Annotated in this window: 15 protein-coding genes; 7 read left to right on the top strand and 8 right to left on the bottom strand. The window is 74.7% G+C overall.

Going from position 1 to position 17,371, the window contains the following annotated elements; all coding sequences use genetic code 11:
- Window positions 1-704 precede the first annotated feature (704 nt).
- Window positions 705-1,814, bottom strand: a complete 1,110-nt coding sequence (locus ACI2LW_RS25305) for a LacI family DNA-binding transcriptional regulator (RefSeq protein WP_404733486.1) — start codon at window positions 1,812-1,814, stop codon at window positions 705-707.
- A gap of 160 nt (window positions 1,815-1,974) precedes the next feature.
- On the opposite strand from ACI2LW_RS25305, the gene ACI2LW_RS25300 reads away from it, so the two are divergent.
- A complete protein-coding gene (locus ACI2LW_RS25300) occupies window positions 1,975-2,928 on the top strand; it encodes an ROK family protein (protein WP_404733485.1) in 954 nt (317 codons plus the stop codon).
- A 106-nt stretch (window positions 2,929-3,034) separates the two neighbouring features.
- On the opposite strand, the gene ACI2LW_RS25295 is transcribed toward ACI2LW_RS25300, so the two are convergent.
- Window positions 3,035-5,137 carry an NPCBM/NEW2 domain-containing protein gene (locus ACI2LW_RS25295; RefSeq protein ID WP_404733484.1) on the bottom strand — a complete coding sequence of 701 codons (2,103 nt, stop codon included), beginning with the start codon at window positions 5,135-5,137 and terminating at the stop codon, window positions 3,035-3,037.
- Window positions 5,138-5,371: 234 nt separating this feature from the next.
- Here ACI2LW_RS25295 and ACI2LW_RS25290 point away from each other — a divergent pair, with 234 nt between their 5' ends.
- Complete coding sequence (locus ACI2LW_RS25290; RefSeq protein WP_404733483.1) at window positions 5,372-5,569, top strand: hypothetical protein; 198 nt, start codon at window positions 5,372-5,374, stop codon at window positions 5,567-5,569.
- A 140-nt stretch (window positions 5,570-5,709) separates the two neighbouring features.
- A complete protein-coding gene (locus ACI2LW_RS25285) occupies window positions 5,710-6,750 on the top strand; it encodes an NUDIX domain-containing protein (RefSeq protein WP_404733482.1) in 1,041 nt (346 codons plus the stop codon).
- A 623-nt stretch (window positions 6,751-7,373) separates the two neighbouring features.
- Here ACI2LW_RS25285 and ACI2LW_RS25280 read toward each other — a convergent pair.
- Entirely contained in the window at window positions 7,374-8,729 is a 1,356-nt protein-coding gene (locus ACI2LW_RS25280; protein WP_404733481.1) for a dipeptidase, read from the bottom strand.
- 211 nt (window positions 8,730-8,940) lie between these two features.
- On the opposite strand from ACI2LW_RS25280, the gene ACI2LW_RS25275 reads away from it, so the two are divergent.
- Complete coding sequence (locus ACI2LW_RS25275) at window positions 8,941-10,227, top strand: geranylgeranyl reductase family protein (protein WP_404733480.1); 1,287 nt, start codon at window positions 8,941-8,943, stop codon at window positions 10,225-10,227.
- On the opposite strand, the gene ACI2LW_RS25270 is transcribed toward ACI2LW_RS25275, so the two are convergent.
- Entirely contained in the window at window positions 10,217-10,669 is a 453-nt protein-coding gene (locus ACI2LW_RS25270; RefSeq protein ID WP_404733479.1) for a nitroreductase family deazaflavin-dependent oxidoreductase, read from the bottom strand. The genes ACI2LW_RS25275 and ACI2LW_RS25270 overlap by 11 nt on opposite strands.
- Before the next feature lie 147 nt (window positions 10,670-10,816).
- Between ACI2LW_RS25270 and ACI2LW_RS25265 the strand changes: the two genes are divergently transcribed.
- From ACI2LW_RS25265 to ACI2LW_RS25255, 3 genes are all read left to right on the top strand, one after another.
- The gene (locus ACI2LW_RS25265) at window positions 10,817-11,509 is read left to right on the top strand and encodes a TetR/AcrR family transcriptional regulator (protein ID WP_404733478.1); all 693 of its coding nucleotides are present in this window, start codon (window positions 10,817-10,819) and stop codon (window positions 11,507-11,509) included.
- Between the two features lie 266 nt (window positions 11,510-11,775).
- Complete coding sequence (locus ACI2LW_RS25260; protein WP_404733477.1) at window positions 11,776-13,029, top strand: sensor histidine kinase; 1,254 nt, start codon at window positions 11,776-11,778, stop codon at window positions 13,027-13,029.
- Window positions 13,026-13,691, top strand: a complete 666-nt coding sequence (locus ACI2LW_RS25255; RefSeq protein WP_404733476.1) for a response regulator — start codon at window positions 13,026-13,028, stop codon at window positions 13,689-13,691. The genes ACI2LW_RS25260 and ACI2LW_RS25255 overlap by 4 nt, the downstream gene beginning before the upstream one ends.
- 11 nt (window positions 13,692-13,702) lie before the next feature.
- On the opposite strand, the gene ACI2LW_RS25250 is transcribed toward ACI2LW_RS25255, so the two are convergent.
- From ACI2LW_RS25250 to ACI2LW_RS25235, 4 genes are all read right to left on the bottom strand, one after another.
- Window positions 13,703-14,446 (bottom strand): maleylpyruvate isomerase family mycothiol-dependent enzyme, encoded by a 744-nt coding sequence (locus tag ACI2LW_RS25250; protein ID WP_404733475.1) that lies wholly within the window; start codon window positions 14,444-14,446, stop codon window positions 13,703-13,705.
- A gap of 361 nt (window positions 14,447-14,807) precedes the next feature.
- Window positions 14,808-15,380, bottom strand: coding sequence for a hypothetical protein (locus tag ACI2LW_RS25245; RefSeq protein ID WP_404733474.1), 573 nt, complete (start codon window positions 15,378-15,380; stop codon window positions 14,808-14,810).
- A gap of 220 nt (window positions 15,381-15,600) precedes the next feature.
- Entirely contained in the window at window positions 15,601-16,428 is an 828-nt protein-coding gene (locus tag ACI2LW_RS25240) for an MIP/aquaporin family protein (protein ID WP_404733473.1), read from the bottom strand.
- 122 nt (window positions 16,429-16,550) lie between these two features.
- Window positions 16,551-17,330: a DeoR/GlpR family DNA-binding transcription regulator gene (locus ACI2LW_RS25235; protein ID WP_404733472.1), complete on the bottom strand. Its 780-nt coding sequence runs from the start codon at window positions 17,328-17,330 to the stop codon at window positions 16,551-16,553.
- Window positions 17,331-17,371 lie beyond the last annotated feature (41 nt).

The raw sequence follows: 17,371 nt of genomic DNA, 5'->3' as shown, positions 1-17,371 counted from the left end.
TGGAAGACGGCGCTGAACCAGTTCTCCCTGTTCTTCGAGGACCGACTCAACGCCGTATGAACCCCAAGGACTTACACAAAATCACTGACACGTCCACGCCGCGGGGGGCGTGGAGGGCGTGGGAGGCGCGGGGGGCGTGGGGTAGGGCGGTGGGGTGCAGGGGGAGCCTTGCACGGGGTGCGGGATGGCGCCCCGCATGGGGTGCAGGGGTGGTGCACCCGCGTGGGATTCGGGGCGGAGGCCCGCTGGGGTCCCGGGGCGGTGCCCCGTATGGGGTGCTGGAGCGTTGCCCCGCGTGGGTCCCGGGGCGGTGCCCCAAGGGGTGCAGGGGCGCAGCCCTCTCCCGGGGTGCAGGGGCGGAGCCCCGCGTGGGGTCCGGGGCGGAGCCCCGTGGGGGTGCCGCCTCACCTCAGCGAGTCGGGTGGGCCGGATGGGGCAAGGGGGGTGCAGGGGGCGCAGCCCCGCGTGGGGTCCGGGGCGGAGCCCCGTGGCGGCAACTCCTCGTCCCACCGCGTCGGGTGGGCCGGATGGGGCAAAGGGGGTGCAGGGGGCGGAGCCCCCTGCCGGGGTCTGGGGCAGAGCCCCAGGGACGGTGACTTCTCATCCCACCGAGTCGGGCGGGCGGGTGGGCAAAGCCAAAGCGGGGGCGCGGGCGGCACAGCCCCCGCCGGGCCCCCGGGGCGGAGCCCCGGAGGACAGGACCCTCACGCCGCCGCCGGCGGCAACTCCCCCGACCCCCGGGTCACCAGCCGCGTCGGCAACTCGATCCGCTCCGGCGCCACCAACGTCCCGTCCAGCTGCCGGAACAGCCGCTCCGCAGCCGTACGCCCCAGCGCCGCCGCGTCCTGCGCGACCACCGTGATGCCCGGATCCAGCAGATCCGCCAACTCGATGTCGTCGAACCCCACGAGCGCCACCGGCCGCGACTGCTCGGCCAGCACCCGGATCACGGTGACCGTCACCCGATTGTTGCCAGTGAAGACCGCGGTCACCGGCTCGTCGCCGGACAGCATCGCCTCCGCGGCCCGCCGCACCCGCTCCGGGTCGGTGACGCCCAGCGACATCCACGCGTCCTCGACCGGTATCCCCGCGTCCTCCATGGCCGCCCGGTAGCCGCGCAGCCGCTCCGCGGCCGTGTGGATGCGGGGCATGTCGCCGATGAACCCGATCCGCCGGTGCCCGTGGGCGATCAGATGCGCCACACCGTCGCGGGCGCCGCCGAAGTTGTCCGACAGGACGACATCGGCGTCGATCCTGCCCGCCGGGCGGTCCACGAACACGGTCGCGACCCCCGCCTTGATCTCGGGCTCGAGGTACCGGTGGTCGTCGCCGGCCGGGATGATGACCAGTCCGTCCACCCGCCGCGCGCACAGGGCGAGCGCCAGTTCCTGCTCACGGTTCGGGTCCTCCGCGCTGGATCCGTTGATGAGCAGCGCGCCGTGCGCCCGCGCGACCTCCTCGACCGCGCGGCTGAGCGGCCCGTAGAAGGGGTCGGCCAGATCCTCGAGGACCAGCCCGATGCTCGCCGTACGGCCCTTGCGCAGCACCCGCGCGCTGTCGTTGCGGCGGAAGCCGAGCGCCTCGATGGCCTCCTGGACGCGCCGTTCGGTGTCCGGGGTGACCCCGGCCTCGCCGTTGACCACCCGGGAGACGGTCTTGAGGCCGACACCGGCCCGGGCCGCCACGTCCTTCATCGTCGGACGGTTGCCGTAGCGCTTCCCGGCGGCACGGTCTGCGGGGCGGTCGGCCCGGCGGGCGGTCTCTGGCACGATGCGGCGTCCTGTCCTGTCGTCCACGGGGATGCGGTGACCCATGGGTCCATATGAGGATGTGGCGTCGAGCATAGAGCCTGGACAACGTTGTCATACACAAGAGAGACTGTCCACCGCACACTCCGGCCCGTGTCCCCACCGCGCGGCCGGACTGCGCCCACCTCTTGGTTGTCCCATGGTTGAACGGGGAGATCTGACTCTGATGCACACCGACCTCGTGGCAGCGCTCGACATCGGCGGCACGAAGATCGCCGGGGCGCTGGTGGACGGCCGCGGCGGCATCCTCCTGCGTGCGCAGCGCCCGACGCCCGCGCGGGAGGACGGCGAGACCGTGATGCGGGCCGTGGAGGCGGTGCTCGGCGACCTGACCGGGTCGCCCCTGTGGGGACGCGCCACGGCCCTGGGCATCGGCAGCGCCGGCCCCGTGGATGCCTCCGCGGGCACGGTCAGCCCCGTGAACGTACCGGGCTGGCGCGACTACCCGCTGGCCGAGCGGGCGCGTGCCGCGGCCGGCGGCCTGCCCGTGGAGCTGATCGGCGACGGCGTGGCCATCACCGCGGCGGAACACTGGCAGGGCGCCGCCCGGGGCCATGACAACGCGCTGTGCATGGTGGTCTCCACCGGCGTCGGCGGCGGCCTCATCCTCGGCGGCCATCTGCATCCCGGCCCGACCGGGAACGCCGGCCACATCGGCCACATCAGCGTCGACCTCGACGGCGACCCCTGCCCGTGCGGGTCGCGCGGCTGTGTGGAGCGCATCGCCAGCGGACCGAACATCGCGCGCCGGGCGCTGGAGAACGGCTGGCGGCCGGGTCCGGACGGCGACGCCTCGGCCGCGGCGGTGGCCGCCGCGGCCCGCGCCGGGGACCCGGTCGCCGTGGCCTCCTTCGAGCGTGCCGCCCGTGCCCTGGCGGCGGGCATCGCCGCCACCGCGACCCTGGTCGAGATCGACATCGCGGTGATCGGCGGGGGAGTGGGCAAGGCGGGGGACGTACTGCTCGCACCGCTGCGCAAGGCCCTCACCGACTACGCCACTCTCTCCTTCGCGCGGCAGCTGACGGTCGCCCCGGCGCAGATGGGCACGGACGCGGGTCTGGTCGGGGCGGCCGCGGCGGCGCTCGCCGCCCAGCCGGACGCCACGGCCCTCGGCGTCTGACCGTCCCCGGCCGCCGGATGGTCCGCCGTGCGCACCACCCGGCTCCGGCGGACGCCGAGCCTCCCCTCACCCGCCCCGGCAGCCGGCGGCGCACCGGCGCACCGGCTCAGCAGCTCAGCCGCGCGTCCGCCCAGTCCGCGTGGTCGGAGTCGATGCCGTCGCCGCCGTCGGTGACGACCAGCCGGACCACCCGCGCGCCGGTCACGTCCGCCGTGACCGGCCGGGCGGCGTCGGCGTTCGTCAGTACGTCCGTCGAGGCCACCTTCGTGCCGTCCGCCCACACCTCGAAGGCGACGGTGCCCCTGGCACCCTTCTCGTCGTCGACGCCGACGTCCGCGGTCACCCTGGTGCAGGCGCCGCCGGTGTAGTACTCGACGGCGCTGTCCGCGTGCACCCCGAGCCCCTTGGCGTACACCACCCCGCCCAGGGTGATCGGGTGACCGTCGCCCGCGGCGCTCTCTCCGTTGCTGGTGTCGCGTTCCACCGGCCCGTAGCCGTTGGCGGCCGACATCCACGGGAGGTCACCGAGGAAGGACGTTCCCGTGGGCGGGGGTACCACCACCCACGCGGTCAGCGGCAGCGTACTGCTCGCCCGCGCACCCGCCGGCGAGCGGTGCGTCTCGCTCAGGGTCAGCGGGTAGGCCCCGGTGGGCGTGCCCGCCGGGGCCGTGACGGACCAGGTGGTGCGCAGGGCCCTGCCCGTGGGCAGCGCGGCCGCGCGCGTGGGGGACTCGGCCCGTACCGTCCAGCCCCGCGGGCCCGTCAGCGACACGGAGACCCTGGTGGCCGGGGTGCGGCCCAGGCCGGTCACCGTGGTGGTCAGCGCGGCGGGCCGGCCCTCCACGGCGAGCGGGCGGGCGTCCACGCCGAGTTCGGTGGCGGGCGGGTACGCCGCCCAGTGGCGGCCGGCCGCTACCCGGACGAGGACGGTGCCGTGGGCCGGGACGGTCGCCGAGATGGTGCCGGCGGTGTGCGAGCCGGTGTGCCGCCACAGGTCGCGCAGGGTGTACGCGGGTGCGGGGGGCAGGCCCACGGCCCGGGCCGTGGTGGCGATGCGCTGCGGTTGGCCGGTCTCGTTGAACAGGGCGACGGCCCGGCTGCCGTCCTTCATCTCCTTGGCGACCACCCAGCGCCCGCCCTCGGAGGACACGACGGCGCCCTGTGCGCCGAGCGGGTCCTGGTCGACGGCGACGACCTCCTTGTTGCCGAGGATGTCGAGGGTCGCGGGGGACGCGGTGCGCAGGTCGGAGCCGATCAGGAGCGGCGCGGCCATGACCGACCACATCGAGAAGTGGGTGCGGTACTCGGTGTCCGTCATGCCGCCGTTGCCGACCTCGAGCATGTCGGGGTCGTTCCAGTGGCCCGGTCCGGCGTACGGGGCGAGCGGCAGGTTCTTCTTGAGGATCGACAGCATCGAGCCCCAGTTGTCGCTGATGTCGCCGGTGGTGCGCCACAGGTGGCCGACGCCGGACGCCCATTCCCAGGGCTTGTTCTGCCCCCACTCGCAGATGCTGTAGACGATGGGGCGGCCGGTCGCCCTGAGCGCGTCGCGCATGGTGGTGTAGCGGAGCCTGGCGTCCACGCCCTGGTTGTTGCAGTTGTCGTACTTGAGGTAGTCGACGCCCCAGTCGGCGAACTGCCGGGCGTCCTCGTACTCGTGGCCGAGCGCGCCAGGGAACCCGGCGCCGTCGCAGGTCTTGGTGCCCGCGCTCGTGTAGATGCCGAGCTTGAGGCCCTTGGCGTGGACGTAGTCCGCCACGGCCCGGATGCCGTCCGGGAACCGCGCGGGGTCGGGGACGAGCCTGCCCTCGGCGTCGCGCCGCGGCAGCGCCCAGCAGTCGTCGAGGTTGACGTAGTGATAGCCGGCGTCCTTCAGTCCCTTCTCGACGAAGAGGTCGGCGATCGCCTTGACCATCGACGCGTTGAACTCGGCGCGGCAGTGGGTGGAGTTCCAGTTGTTGAACCCCATCGGCGGGGTGAGGGCGAGCCCGTCGGCGACAGCGGGGGAGGCGGCCGCGGCGGAGGTGCGGGCCGTGGGCGAGGCCGGCTCCGCCTGGGCCGCGGCGGCCGCGGGGGCCGCCATGCCGAGGGCGAGGAGGGACGCCGCGAGGGCGGACGCCGTGAGGGACCGGCCCCCTCCGCGGCGGGTGGTGGGCGGGTGCGGGTGCGGGCGTGGGTGCGGGTGCGGGTGCGGGTGCGGGTGACGCATGCTGAACGCTCCCTGGGGACCGGCGAAGGACGCGGAATCTTCATGTCCGCGTCATGTCTGCGCGTTTACGGTAGGACCTGTCTGAGTCTGTTGAAAGAGGGCGCCCGGGATGTGTTCGGTTGTGTTGGGTGGTTCCCGCGGTGGCCGGCCGGGGCGGACCCTGGGGGGTGCGCGGGCGGGACCGGCCTTCGGATCCCCCGTGACTCCCCGGGGCCCCGCGCAGTTGAACCCGGTATGAAGAAGCGCAGCATGCTCGCCCTCGCCTCCCTCGCCGCCGGATTCGTGGTGGCCGCGGTCACCCCGTCGCACGCCGGCCATCGCGACACCCTCGGGGACCTGCCCGCCAAGGACACCGTGGGCAGCCTCGACCACCACCAGCCCGACCAGGACGGCGCGGCCGCCGTCGACGACGCCTCCCGCCTCGCCGGCTGACGGTCCCGGCCCGGCAGCGGCGCCGGTGTCCCCCGGGCGGGGGCACCGGCGTCGGCGTGTCCGGCGCCCTCAACTGGGGCTGGTTTCCGTGGCAGGGTGGAGCGGGCAAGCCACAGGGGGCCAACAGAAGAGGGGGCAACGTGATCGTCTGGATCAACGGCGCGTTCGGTGCGGGAAAGACCACCACCGCACGGGAGCTGATCGAACTGATCCCGAACAGCACGCTCTTCGACCCCGAAGTCATCGGCGCGGCGCTCACCCACCTGCTGCCGCCCAAGCACCTGGCCCAGGTCGGTGACTACCAGGATCTGCCGATCTGGCGCCGGCTGGTGATCGACACGGCGGCCGCGATGCTGGCCGAGCTGGGGGGAACACTCGTCGCCCCCATGACCCTGCTGCGCCAGGAGTACCGGGACGAGATCTTCGGCGGCCTCGCCGCCCGCCGCATCGGCGTCCGGCATGTGCTGCTCGCCCCGGCCGAAACGATCCTGCGCGAGCGGATAGCCGGCCGGGACGTCCCGCCCGACCTCCCCGACGGCGAAGTACGGGTGCGTCGGTGGTCGTACGACCACATCGAGCCGTACCGGACGGCGCTCGCCTCCTGGCTGACCGCCGACGCCCACGTCGTCGACACCGGCGCCCTCACCCCGCACCAGACGGCCGTCCGCATCGCCGAGGCCGTCGGCAGCGGCGCCGTGCCGGTCTGCGACATCGTGCAGACCCCCGAGCCCACGACGGAGACCGTGGCCTCGGGGGTCCTGCTGTTCGACGAGGAGGACCGTGTGCTGCTCGTCGATCCCACCTACAAGGCCGGCTGGGAGTTCCCCGGAGGTGTCGTGGAGCCCGGCGAGGCTCCTGCCCGCGCCGGCATGCGCGAGGTCGCCGAGGAGACCGGGATACGCCTGGACGACGTGCCCCGGCTGCTCGTCGTCGACTGGGAGTCGCCCGTGCCGCCCGGCTACGGCGGGCTGCGGCTGATCTTCGACGGCGGCCGGCTCGACTCGGGGGCCGCCGCGAGCCTGCTGCTGCCCGGGCCGGAACTGCGGGACTGCCGCTTCGTCACCGAGCACGAGGCCGCCGACCTGCTGCCCCCGGTCCGCTACGAACGCCTGCGCTGGGCGCTGCGCGCCCGCGAGCGCGGCGCGGTCCAGTACCTGGAGGCGGGCGTCCCCGTCGGCTGAGCACCGGCGCGTGCGGCGCGGCTCGTCGGGCCGCGACAGCCCGGATCCACCGCCCGGCTTCCCGACTGTCCGGCTGCCGGGCCGTCTGGCTGTCCGGCCGTACGGACGGCCGGACCGCACGGAGCTGCTGGACCTTCTGGCAGTCAAGGGCCCCGGACTCCCGGCCCCCGCACCACCGGACTGCCGACCTACCGGACCTCGGGCACCGGACCATGGGACCACGGGACCATCGCACCGCCGGACTTCCGGACCGCCGGACCGCGAGGACGGCCGTGACCCGTGGGGCGGTCCTGGTCACCGGAACGCGAGGGCCACGTCACGGCCGCGGATGCGGGGCCGGGCCGGGCGGCCGCGGGTCGGTTCCCCTGCCACCGGGGTGTCCCTGGCCGTGCGACCGCGGGGTCGGCCCCGCGGCCGCCCCGCGGTTCCGGCCGCCGGGCCAGGGCGTCGGTCCGGCAGCCGGGCGGGTGCGGGGTCGGTGGGCCGGGCGGGTGCGGGGTCGGTCGGCCGGGCGGGTGCGGGGTCGGTCGGCCGGGCGGGTGTGGGGTCGGTCGGCCGGGCGGGTGTGGGGTCGGTCGGCCGGGCGGGTGTGGGGTCGGTCGGCCGGGCGGGTGCGGAGTCGGTCAGCCCGCCGCGTAGTTGCGCAGGAAGAGGGCCTCCGTGACCGACAGGCGCTCCAGTTCCTCGGGCGAGACGCTCTCGTTCACGGCGTGGATCTGCGCCTCGGGCTCGCTCAGGCCGATGAGGAGGATCTCGGCGTGCGGGTAGAGCCCGGCCAGGGTGTTGCAGAGCGGGATCGAGCCGCCCTGCCCCGCGTACTGCATCGACTCGCCGGGGTAGGCGACCGCCATCGCCTCGGCCATCGCCCGGTAGGCAGGGCTGCCGGTGTCGGCGCGGAACGGCTGGCCCTGGCCGATCTGCTCGGTGCGCACCCGGGCGCCCCACGGGGTGTGCGCCTCGAGGTGGGCCTGGAGCAGCTTGGTCGCCTCGGCCGCGTCGACGCCCGGCGGAACCCGCAGGCTGATCAGGGCGCGGGCGCTCGCCTGCACGGACGGGGTGGCGCCCACGACCGGCGGGCAGTCGATGCCGAGGACGGTGACGGCGGGGCGGGCCCAGATGCGGTCGGCGACCGTGCCCGAGCCGATCAGCTCCACGCCGTCGAGCACCTTGGCGTCCTTGCGGAACTGCGCCTCGTCGTACTGCAGGCCCTCCCAGGCGGCGTCGCCGGCGAGTCCGTCGACCGCCGTCGAGCCGTCCGGGGCCCGCAGGGAGTCCAGGGCGCGGATCAGCGCGGCCAGCGCGTCGGGCGCGGCCCCGCCGAACTGTCCCGAGTGCAGATTGCCCTCGAGGGTGTCCACCTGGACGCGGACCATGGTCATGCCGCGCAGGGTGGTGGTGACGGTGGGCAGGCCGACGCGGAAGTTCCCCGAGTCGCCGATCACGATCGTGTCGGCCTCGAGCAGGCCGGGGTGCTCCTCGGCGTAGCGCTCCAGGCCGCCGGTGCCCTGCTCCTCCGAACCCTCGGCGATCACCTTGACGTGCACCGGTATGCCGCCGGCCGCCTTCAGCGCGCGCAGCGCGAGCAGGTGCATGATGATCCCGCCCTTGCAGTCCGCGGCGCCGCGCCCGTACCAGCGGCCGTCGCGCTCGGTCAGCTCGAACGGCGGCGTCGTCCAGCCCGCCTCGTCCAGCGGCGGCTGCACGTCGTAGTGGGCGTAGAGCAGGACGGTCTTCGCACCCTCGGGTCCGGGCAGGTAGCCGTAGACCGACTGCGTGCCGTCGGGGGTGTCCAGCAGGGCCACGTCCGTGAAGCCCTCGGCGCGCAGCGCGTCCGCGACCCAGTTCGCGGCGCCCTCGCTCTCGCTCCTCGGGTACTGGTCGAAGTCCGCCACCGACTTGAACGCCACCAGCTCGGCGAGCTCCGCCCGTGCCCTGGGCATCAGGGCGGCGACGGCCTCGGCGACGGGGTTCGGCGACATGGGCACGCTCCTTGTGGGTGCGACGCCGTACGGGCGGGCACCTGAGGCGGTGCCCGCCGGAACGGCTGTTTCCGGTGATCGTGTCGACGTAGGCGCGTGGGGGGCTGAAGTGCGCATACGCTGCTGATCCTCCCACAGCGGCCCCTGGCGGCGGCCGCCGTAGGATGCGTAGGACAGCGGCAGGCGGCTTGATCGGGAGCGGTAGACCATCGTGAGCGGTGAGAACTCTTCGGCGGACGACGTGCGGCAGGTGTGGGACGTCGTCGTGGTGGGCGCGGGACCCGCGGGGGCCTCGGCCGCCTACGCGGCGGCGGTCGCGGGGCGGCGCGTGCTGCTGCTGGAGAAGGCGGAGCTGCCCCGGTACAAGACCTGCGGGGGCGGCATCATCGGCCCCTCGCGCGACTCGCTGCCGCCGGGGTTCGAACTGCCGCTGAAGGACCGGGTGCACGCCGTGACCTTCTCGCACAACGGCCGCTTCACCCGCACCCGCCGTTCGCGCAGGATGCTGTTCGGGCTGATCAACCGGCCCGAGTTCGACCAGCAGCTGGTCGAGCACGCGCAGAAGGCGGGCGCCGAGCTGCGCACGGGCGTGACGGTCTCCCGGGTCGAGCAGCACGGCTCGGCGGTGCCGGACCGGCGTACGGTCGCGGTGGTGCTCCAGGGCGGCGAGACGGTGCTCGCCCGGGCGGTGGTCGGCGCGGACGGCAGCGCCAGCCGCATAGGGGCGCACGTGGGCGTCAAGCTGGACCAGGTCGACCTGGGCCTGGAGGCGGAGATCCCGGTGCCCGGGACGGTCGCCGAGGACTGGCGGGGGCGCGTGCTGATCGACTGGGGCCCCATGCCGGGCAGTTACGGCTGGGTGTTCCCCAAGGGTGACACGCTGACGGTCGGCGTGATCTCCGCGCGCGGCGAGGGCGCCGCCACCAAGCGGTACCTGGAGGACTTCGTCGCCCGCCTCGGCCTCGCCGGTTTTGAACCGAGCGTCTCCTCCGGGCATCTGACCCGCTGCCGGGCCGAGGACTCCCCGCTGTCCCGCGGGCGGGTGCTGGTGTGCGGGGACGCGGCGGGGCTGCTGGAGCCGTGGACGCGCGAGGGGATCTCCTTCGCGCTCAGGTCGGGGCGGCTGGCCGGGGAGTGGGCGGTGCGGATCGCCGAGGCGCACGACGCGGTGGACACCCGCCGCCAGGCCCTGAACTACGCGTTCGCCGTCAAGGCCGGGCTCGGCGTGGAGATGGCGGTCGGCAGGCGGATGCTCGCGGTGTTCGAGCGCCATCCCGGTCTCTTCCACGCCGCCCTGACCGGCTTCCGCCCGGCCTGGCGGGCGTTCAAGGAGATCACCCAGGGCCGGACCTCGCTGGGCGAGCTCGTCCGCACCCACCCCCTGGCGCAGCGTGCCCTGACGGTGATGGACCGGCGCACGGCGAGCCCGGCCGCCTCCACGGCGCAGGCCGCGGAGGGCACGTCGGCGTCGGGTCCGGCGGACGCGGTCAGTCCCTGACCGTGATCCGGAAGACGGGGTGGTCGCCGGCGGCCGCGGTGATCTCCTCGTCGGAGGACTTGGCGGTGACGCCGTTGAAGTACTGGTTGACCTCCCAGCCCCACTTCTCCAGATACGTCCGCAGGATCGGGAGCTTCTCGGCGTCGGGCAGCTCCACCGCGGTGAAGGCGCGGACCTTGCGCCCGACGCGCAGCTCCCCGCCGCCCGCGGCGCGCATGTTGCGCACCCACTGCGAGTGACCGCGCGCCGAGACCAGGTACTGCGCGCCCTCGTGGGTGTGCGGGTTGACCGGGATGCGCTGGAGCTTGCCGCTCTTGCGGCCGCGCACGGACAGCTCGGCGGTGCCCGCCAGGCTGAGCCCGTGCCGGGCCAGCCAGCCGATGACGCGGTTGAGGCGGACGTTGAGCGGGCTGCCCTTGAGGTAGTACGGCGACGACGACATGGTGACCCCCACGTTTGGGAGAGCGGTGCTCTCGTTTCTGCGCTCAGTCTGCACCGGCTCGGCGCCTTCTGGCAAGAGCGGTGCTCTCTTTTTGGTTCGGTGCACTGATTCGTGTGCACCGCTCCGGATCCGTGGAACACTTCTCGTATGAGCACCGCACAGGGAGCCCGCGCCCGGGCCAGGACGGAGATCACCGCCGCGATCAAGGACGAGGCCCGCAGACGGCTCGCCGCCGAGGGCGCCGCCAAGCTCTCGCTGCGCGCCGTGGCCCGCGAGCTCGGCATGGTCTCCTCGGCGCTGTACCGGTACTTCCCCAGCCGTGACGACCTGCTCACCGCGTTGATCATCGACGCCTACGACTCGCTGGGCGGGACCGCCGAGGAGGCGCACCGGTCGGTGGCCGCCGGTGCGGGGCCCCTGGAGCGGTGGACGGCCGTGTGCGAGGCGGTGCGCGGCTGGGCCCTCGCCCACCCGCACGAGTACGCCCTGATCTACGGTTCGCCCGTGCCGGGCTACAGCGCCCCGCAGACGACCGTGCCGCCCGCGGCCCGGGTCGGCCTCCTCCTCATCGGCATCGTCCGCGACGCCCACGAGCAGGGGACCCTGAGCGAGCCCGCGCTGCCCGGCGCACTGCGTGAGGAGGCCGAGCGGATGAGGGCCGACCTGGCCCCGGACCTGCCCGCCGGGGTGGTGGCCGCCCTGGTCGCCGCCTGGGCCCAGCTGTACGGGCTGGTCGGATTCGAGCTGTTCGGGCAGTTCCACCGGGTGGTGGAGGACCGGGAGCCGTTCTTCCGGCACGCGGTGGTCCGGCTGGGGCAGGGGGTCGGCCTGCCGTCGTGACGGCCACGAGCCGCCCGGAACCCGCGCCGCGCCGACGGTGGCCGGCATCCGCCTCCGGCTCAGGCGTGCGCCATCGGTCCGGCGCGCGGCTCCAGCGTCGGCGTGCGCCATCGGTCCGGCGCGCGGCTGCAGTGTCCGGCTCCGGGGTGGCGGTGTGGCCTCCGGGCACCCCCCCCCGCGCGGGCCGGCGTACTTCCACGGGAGTACGAGTGATCACCTCGCCCGGCCGACGCGTCACGGGCCGGCGGCCGTCTAGCGTGGCGGGCATGGTGAAGCAACGCGCAGCCGGAGGCGGCCCGCCGCGGTGGTGGCCGGACGGGCCGCGGACCCGGCGGCACGGGCCGCCGTGGCGGAACCGCTCCGACGAGGAGGAGGCCCGGGGCAACCGCCTGCCCTGGGCGTCCACCGCCGTGTTCACCGTCTTCGTGCTCGTCGGCAGCCACTTCTCGGCCCGCAACCAGCAGGGACACCGCGTGCCCCTGGACGCGTACGCGGTCGCCCTGCTCCTGCTGACCTCGGGGCTGCTGCTGTGGCGCAGGCGCCACCCGGTGTTCGTGGTCTTCGGGACGACGGCGGCCACGCTGGCCTACGCCGCCGCCGGATACCCGTACGGGCCGGTGTTCCTCGCCGTGGCCGTCGCCTGCTTCAGCGCCGTCGTCGAGGGCCACCGCCGTGCCGCCTGGACAGCCGTGGGCCTGCTGTGGGCCGGGCACGCGCTCATCGCGCTCCTGCTCTACGGGGTGCTGCCCCCGGCCGGTGACACGGCCGGCACCTGGAGCCAGGAGCTGATCGTCGGCACCTGGGTGGTGGCGGTCGTCGCCGTGTCGGAGCTGGCCCGGTCCCGCCGCGAGCAGTGGGCCAAGGAACGCGCCGAGCGGGCGCAGGCGGCCCGCCGCCGCGCCGACGCCGAGCGGCTGCGGATCGCCCGCGAGCTGCACGACGTGCTCGCCCACAGCATCTCCGTCATCAACGTGCAGGCCGGAGTCGGCCTCGCGCTCCTGGACAGCGACCCCGAGAAGGCGCGCGCCGCGCTCACCACCATCAAGGCCGCCAGCAAGGAGGCGCTGGGCGAGGTCCGGCAGGTGCTCGGCACGCTGCGCGCCCCCGGCGAGGCCCCGCGCGCTCCGGCGCCCGGCCTCGACCGGCTGCCCGAACTGGTGGAGCAGGCCGCGCACGCCGGGCTCACGGTGGACGTCGAGGGCGGCGCGCCCCGGCTGCCGCCCGGCACGGACCTCGCCGCCTTCCGGATAGTCCAGGAGGCGCTGACCAACGTCGTACGCCACTCGGGCTCCCGGCACGCGCGGGTGCGCCTCGCCCACGACGGCGGCACGCTGCGGCTGACCGTCGACGACGACGGTCCGGCCACGGACGGCGACGCGGGCGGCAGCGGCAACGGGCTGGCCGGGATGCGCGAGCGGGCCGCCGCGCTCGGTGGCACCATCGACGCGGGACCGCGGCCCGGCGGAGGCTGGCGGGTGCTCGCCGCACTGCCCCTGACGGCCGAGGAGGAGGACCGGTGATCCGTGTACTGCTCGCCGACGACCAGTCACTGGTGCGGGCCGGGTTCGGGGCCCTGCTCGACGCGCAGCCGGACATCGAGGTGGCCGGGGAGGCCGCCGACGGCGAACAGGCCCTGCGCAAGGTGCGCGAACTGCGGCCCGACGTGGTGCTGATGGACATCCGCATGCCCCTGCTGGACGGACTCGCCGCGACCCGCCGGATCACCGGCGACCCGGACCTCGAGGGCGTCAAGGTGGTCATGCTCACCACCTTCGAACTCGACGAGTACGTCTTCGAGGCCATCCGCTCGGGCGCCTCCGGCTTCCTCGTCAAGGACACCGAACCCGACGAACTGCTGCGCGCGGTGAGGGCGGTGGTGGACGGCGACGCCCTGCTGTCGCCCGGAGTGACCCGCCGCCTGATCGCGGAGTTCGCCGCCCGCTCCAAGGAGCCCGCGGCGGCCGGCGCGCTCGCCCGGCTCACCGAACGCGAACGCGAGGTGATGACCCTGGTCGGCATCGGCCTGTCCAACGAGGAGATCGCCCGCCGCCTGGTGGTGAGCCCGCTGACCGCCAAGACCCACGTCAGCCGGACCATGGTGAAGCTCGGCGCCCGCGACCGCGCCCAACTCGTCGTCCTCGCCTACGAGTCGGGCCTGGTGCGCCCCGGCTGGCTCGGCTGACGGCACCGCGGTCAGACGATCGCCGACGTCTCCCGCCACAGCTCGGCGAGCGCCCGGTCGCCGGTCACCTCCGGCAAGGGCGCCCGGTTCCACAGCGCCAGGTACAACCGCTCGGCGGGACCGGCGAATTCGGCGTCGGCGTCCTGGGCGGCGTCCCGGACCGTGACCGGCGGGCCGTCCGACAGGCGTACGGTCCACACCGCGTCGGCGTCGGTGGCGCGCACCCGCAGCACCCGGGGCGCGGGAGTGCGGACCCGGCTCCTGGAGCGGGCGTGGAAGCCGCGCAGCAGCTCGTCGATGCCGTCCACGGCGAACGGGGTGGCGACCGGCGCCGGGGTGCCGCCGCGGGCGGACTCGGCGTCGAAGCGGTGGACCGTGGTCTCGTGCGCCTGCCGCCGGGCCCAGAAGGCCACCGGCGACGGATCGGGGGAGGGCGCGCGGTGGAACGTCCAGCACTCCAGTCCGGCCGGTGCCATGGCCAGCAGTTCCACGAGCCGGCGGTGGCCGTCCCGGTACCAGGACAGCAACTCGGCCCCGTCCAGGCCGGGCGGATCGGCGATGGGGCGGGGCGAGGTGTGCCCGTCGGCCACGAAGCCGGCGGCCCACCGGTGCACGACGCCCGTGTGCCGCAGCAGGTCCCGCACCCGCCAGCCCGGGCAGGACAGCACCTCGGCGCCGGTTCCCGCCTCCTCGGCGGCCGTGGCCAGCAGACCGCCCTCCCGGTCCAGTGCGCGAACGAACTCTGCCGTCTCCATGGTCACGAGTGTGCCGGACGAGGCGGCGCCGTGGCCAAGGTCCCGCACTCTCCCGTGGCCGCCCAGGACCCGGGGCCCGCACGGTCCCGCGGGCACGCCGGCCGCAGGCGCCCGCACGGTCCCGCGAGCACGCCGGCCGCAGGCGCCCGCACGGTCCCGCGGGCACCCCGGCCGCAGGCGCCCGCACGGTCCCGCGGGCACCCCGGCCGCAGGCGCCCGCACGGTCCCGCGGGCACGCCGGCCGCAGGCGCCCGCACGGTCCCGCGCGCACGCGGGCACGCGGGCCGCCGGGGCCCGTAAGGTCCCGTCGGCACCCGGGTCGGCGCATGCCGCGTTGTGATGGTCCTGTGTGCCGCGTCGCTCAGCCCGTCTTGCGGCCCCAGCGGGAGTCGAAGCGGGCCCACTCGTCGTCCCACTGGCCGAAGCGGCGCCGGTCGAGCTGGGACCGGGCCAGCTTCGCGCCGCCGACGACGAGGCCCACGGCGGCGGTGCCGGCCCACAGGCCGCCCAGGACCGACTGGAACGCGGTGTCGGCGGGGGAGGCGGGCGGCGCGGTCAGCGCGCCGCGCCCGTTCACCCACACGGTCACCGGCGCGCCGGCCGGCGCGGTGGCCGGGACCCTGGCCCGGCCCGTGTGCGTCGAGCCGTCCGGTTCCGTCCAGCGCACCGTGCCCCACACCAGGGCGCTGCTGGACGGCCGGGCCGCCCCGTGCGCGGCCTGCTCGGTGAGCACGGCCGCCACCGGGCGGCTCTGCGCACGGACCCGTTCCGCGCTCTGCTGCATGGCTCCGGCGGTCAGCGTCCCCGCCACCAGGCCGCCGGCCACGGCGAGCACCCAGGCGACGAGCACGATCCACGCCTCCACGACGTCACTCGTCCGCCGCAGCGGATTGCGCCGCCAACGCCACAGCCACACTCCCGCACGACGTGTCACCTTCGACACCCCCTCGTGCACACGGACGGCCCTTATTGCCAGTGTGCCCCCAGACGCGATCAGGGGCTCCCCGGGCGGGGGGCCGAGCCCACCCTGGGAGGCGGGAGGTGGCCGGGAGGCGGGAGGCGGTCGGGGGCGGTCGGGGGCGGTCGGGGGCGGTCGGGAGGCTGGAGGTGGCCGGGAGGCGGGGGAGCGGGAGCGGACCGCGGTCCGCCGGGTCTCACTCGGACACGGCCTCCTGCGCCGGGATACGGCCGGGTTCCTGCTCGGCCGGGGCCACCGGCAGATGCGGGGTGATCATCAGGCGGTACGCCAGCGCGCCCACGACGCCGCCGATCAGCGGGCCGATGATGGGCACCCAGAAGTACAGGTTGCCGTACTGGTCGCGCCAGGCGGTCCCGTACCCGGTGATGAAGCTGGCCAGACGTGGCCCGAAGTCGCGGGCGGGGTTGATCGCGTAGCCGGCGTCGGCGCCCCAGGCCATGCCGATCGCCACCACCAGGAGTCCGATGATCAGCGGGGCGAGGTTGGCCCCGGGCGGGGTGTTGAGCAGATCGGTGACGGCGAAGATCACCAGCACCAGGATGGCGGTGCCGATGACCTGGTCCCGCAGCGCACCCCACTCGCTGACCGGCAGCGCACCGTTGCCGGGCAGGGTGGAGAACACGCCCTGCGTCTTGATGGTGTGCCCGGGGTCGGCCTTGGCCAGAGCCTCCGTGTAGTTCCAGCGCACCAGCAGGGCGGCCACGAACGCGCCCAGTGTCTGGGCCAGCGAGTAGGGCAGGACCTTGCGCCAGGAGAACCCCTTGAAACAGGCCAGTGCCAGGGTCACCGCCGGATTGAGGTGGGCGCCGCTGATCCGGGCGGCCACATAGACGCCGAGGGTGACGCCGAGACCCCAGGCCCAGGTGATGCTGTCGTGGTCCCCGATCCCCGCGGCCACGACCTGCGCGACCACACCGACACCGAAGAGGATCAGGACCATGGTTCCCAGGAACTCCGCCGTGAGTTCCCCGATCAGACCCCGTCCGGACGTACCGTCAGCCATGGGGGCACCGCCTTCCGCTCGTGACGAGAAACGGGTGCTTTCGCCGCGAGGGTAGTGACGTGAAGCTGGACGTCCAGAGGGTGAACGTCAAGCGGAATGCCCTTCTTCCACTTGATGGTGCTTCAGGCCACCCGCACCCGGATGCCCGCCTCCTCGAACCGCCGTACCGTCTCCGGCCCGGCGGCCGAGTCCGTGACCAGGGTGTCCACCGACTCGGCCGGGCAGATCCGGGCGAAGGCGCGCCGGCCCAGCTTGCTGGAGTCCGCGGCGACGACGACCCGTTCGGCGCGCTCGCACAGCAGCCGGTTGATGGCGGCCTCCGCCTCGTCGTGGGCCGCCGCGCCGTGCGTGGCGTCGAACGCGACCACGCCGAGCACCGCCACGTCCAGGGTGATCTGGCCCAGCACCGCGTCCGCCAGCGGCCCGATGAGCTCGTACGACTGCCCGCGCGCCACGCCGCCGGTCACCACGATCTTGAACTGGGGCCGCACCGCGAGCTCGTTGGCGATGTTGAGGGCGTTGGTCACCACCGTCAGACCCGGCGCACCGGAGGACAGGTCCCCGCGCACCGCGAGGGCGCGGGCGACCTCCGTGGTGGTCGTGCCGCCGGTCAGACCCACCGCCTCGCCGGGGGCGACGAGTTCCGCCACCGCCTTGGCGATCCGCTGCTTCTCGGACGCGTGCCGGGCCGTCTTGTAGCGCAGCGGCAGCTCGTAGGAGACGCCGTGCACGACCGCACCGCCCCGGGTGCGCACCAGCATCTGCTGCTCGGCCAGCCGGTCGAAGTCCCGGCGGATGGTCGCGGCCGAGACCCGCAGCTCACCGGCCGCCTCCTCGACGTCCAGCCGGCCGCGCTCGACGAGCAGCTCCAGCAGCGCCTTCCAGCGGGCGTCGCGCGACATCCGCACCCTCCCTCCGACAGTCTGACGACGGCGATTCCGTG

Source organism: Streptomyces sp. NPDC004065, from assembly GCF_044903565.1.
Taxonomy (GTDB): domain Bacteria; phylum Actinomycetota; class Actinomycetes; order Streptomycetales; family Streptomycetaceae; genus Streptomyces.
The sequence above is the reverse complement of the archived record's forward strand: the minus strand, read 5'-3'. Positions and strand labels throughout refer to the sequence as shown.

Excerpts from the sequence above, each read along its gene's own strand:
- ACI2LW_RS25260 (WP_404733477.1), top strand. The coding sequence starts at position 11,776 with ATGGTGAAGCAACGCGCAGCCGGAGGCGGCCCGCCGCGGTGGTGGCCG.
- ACI2LW_RS25240 (WP_404733473.1), bottom strand. The coding sequence starts at position 16,428 with ATGGCTGACGGTACGTCCGGACGGGGTCTGATCGGGGAACTCACGGCG.
- ACI2LW_RS25280 (WP_404733481.1), bottom strand. The coding sequence starts at position 8,729 with ATGTCGCCGAACCCCGTCGCCGAGGCCGTCGCCGCCCTGATGCCCAGG.
- ACI2LW_RS25265 (WP_404733478.1), top strand. The coding sequence starts at position 10,817 with ATGAGCACCGCACAGGGAGCCCGCGCCCGGGCCAGGACGGAGATCACC.
- ACI2LW_RS25295 (WP_404733484.1), bottom strand. The coding sequence starts at position 5,137 with ATGCGTCACCCGCACCCGCACCCGCACCCGCACCCACGCCCGCACCCG.
- ACI2LW_RS25235 (WP_404733472.1), bottom strand. The coding sequence starts at position 17,330 with ATGTCGCGCGACGCCCGCTGGAAGGCGCTGCTGGAGCTGCTCGTCGAG.
- ACI2LW_RS25250 (WP_404733475.1), bottom strand. The coding sequence starts at position 14,446 with ATGGAGACGGCAGAGTTCGTTCGCGCACTGGACCGGGAGGGCGGTCTG.
- ACI2LW_RS25300 (WP_404733485.1), top strand. The coding sequence starts at position 1,975 with ATGCACACCGACCTCGTGGCAGCGCTCGACATCGGCGGCACGAAGATC.
- ACI2LW_RS25290 (WP_404733483.1), top strand. The coding sequence starts at position 5,372 with ATGAAGAAGCGCAGCATGCTCGCCCTCGCCTCCCTCGCCGCCGGATTC.
- ACI2LW_RS25305 (WP_404733486.1), bottom strand. The coding sequence starts at position 1,814 with ATGGGTCACCGCATCCCCGTGGACGACAGGACAGGACGCCGCATCGTG.
- ACI2LW_RS25270 (WP_404733479.1), bottom strand. The coding sequence starts at position 10,669 with ATGTCGTCGTCGCCGTACTACCTCAAGGGCAGCCCGCTCAACGTCCGC.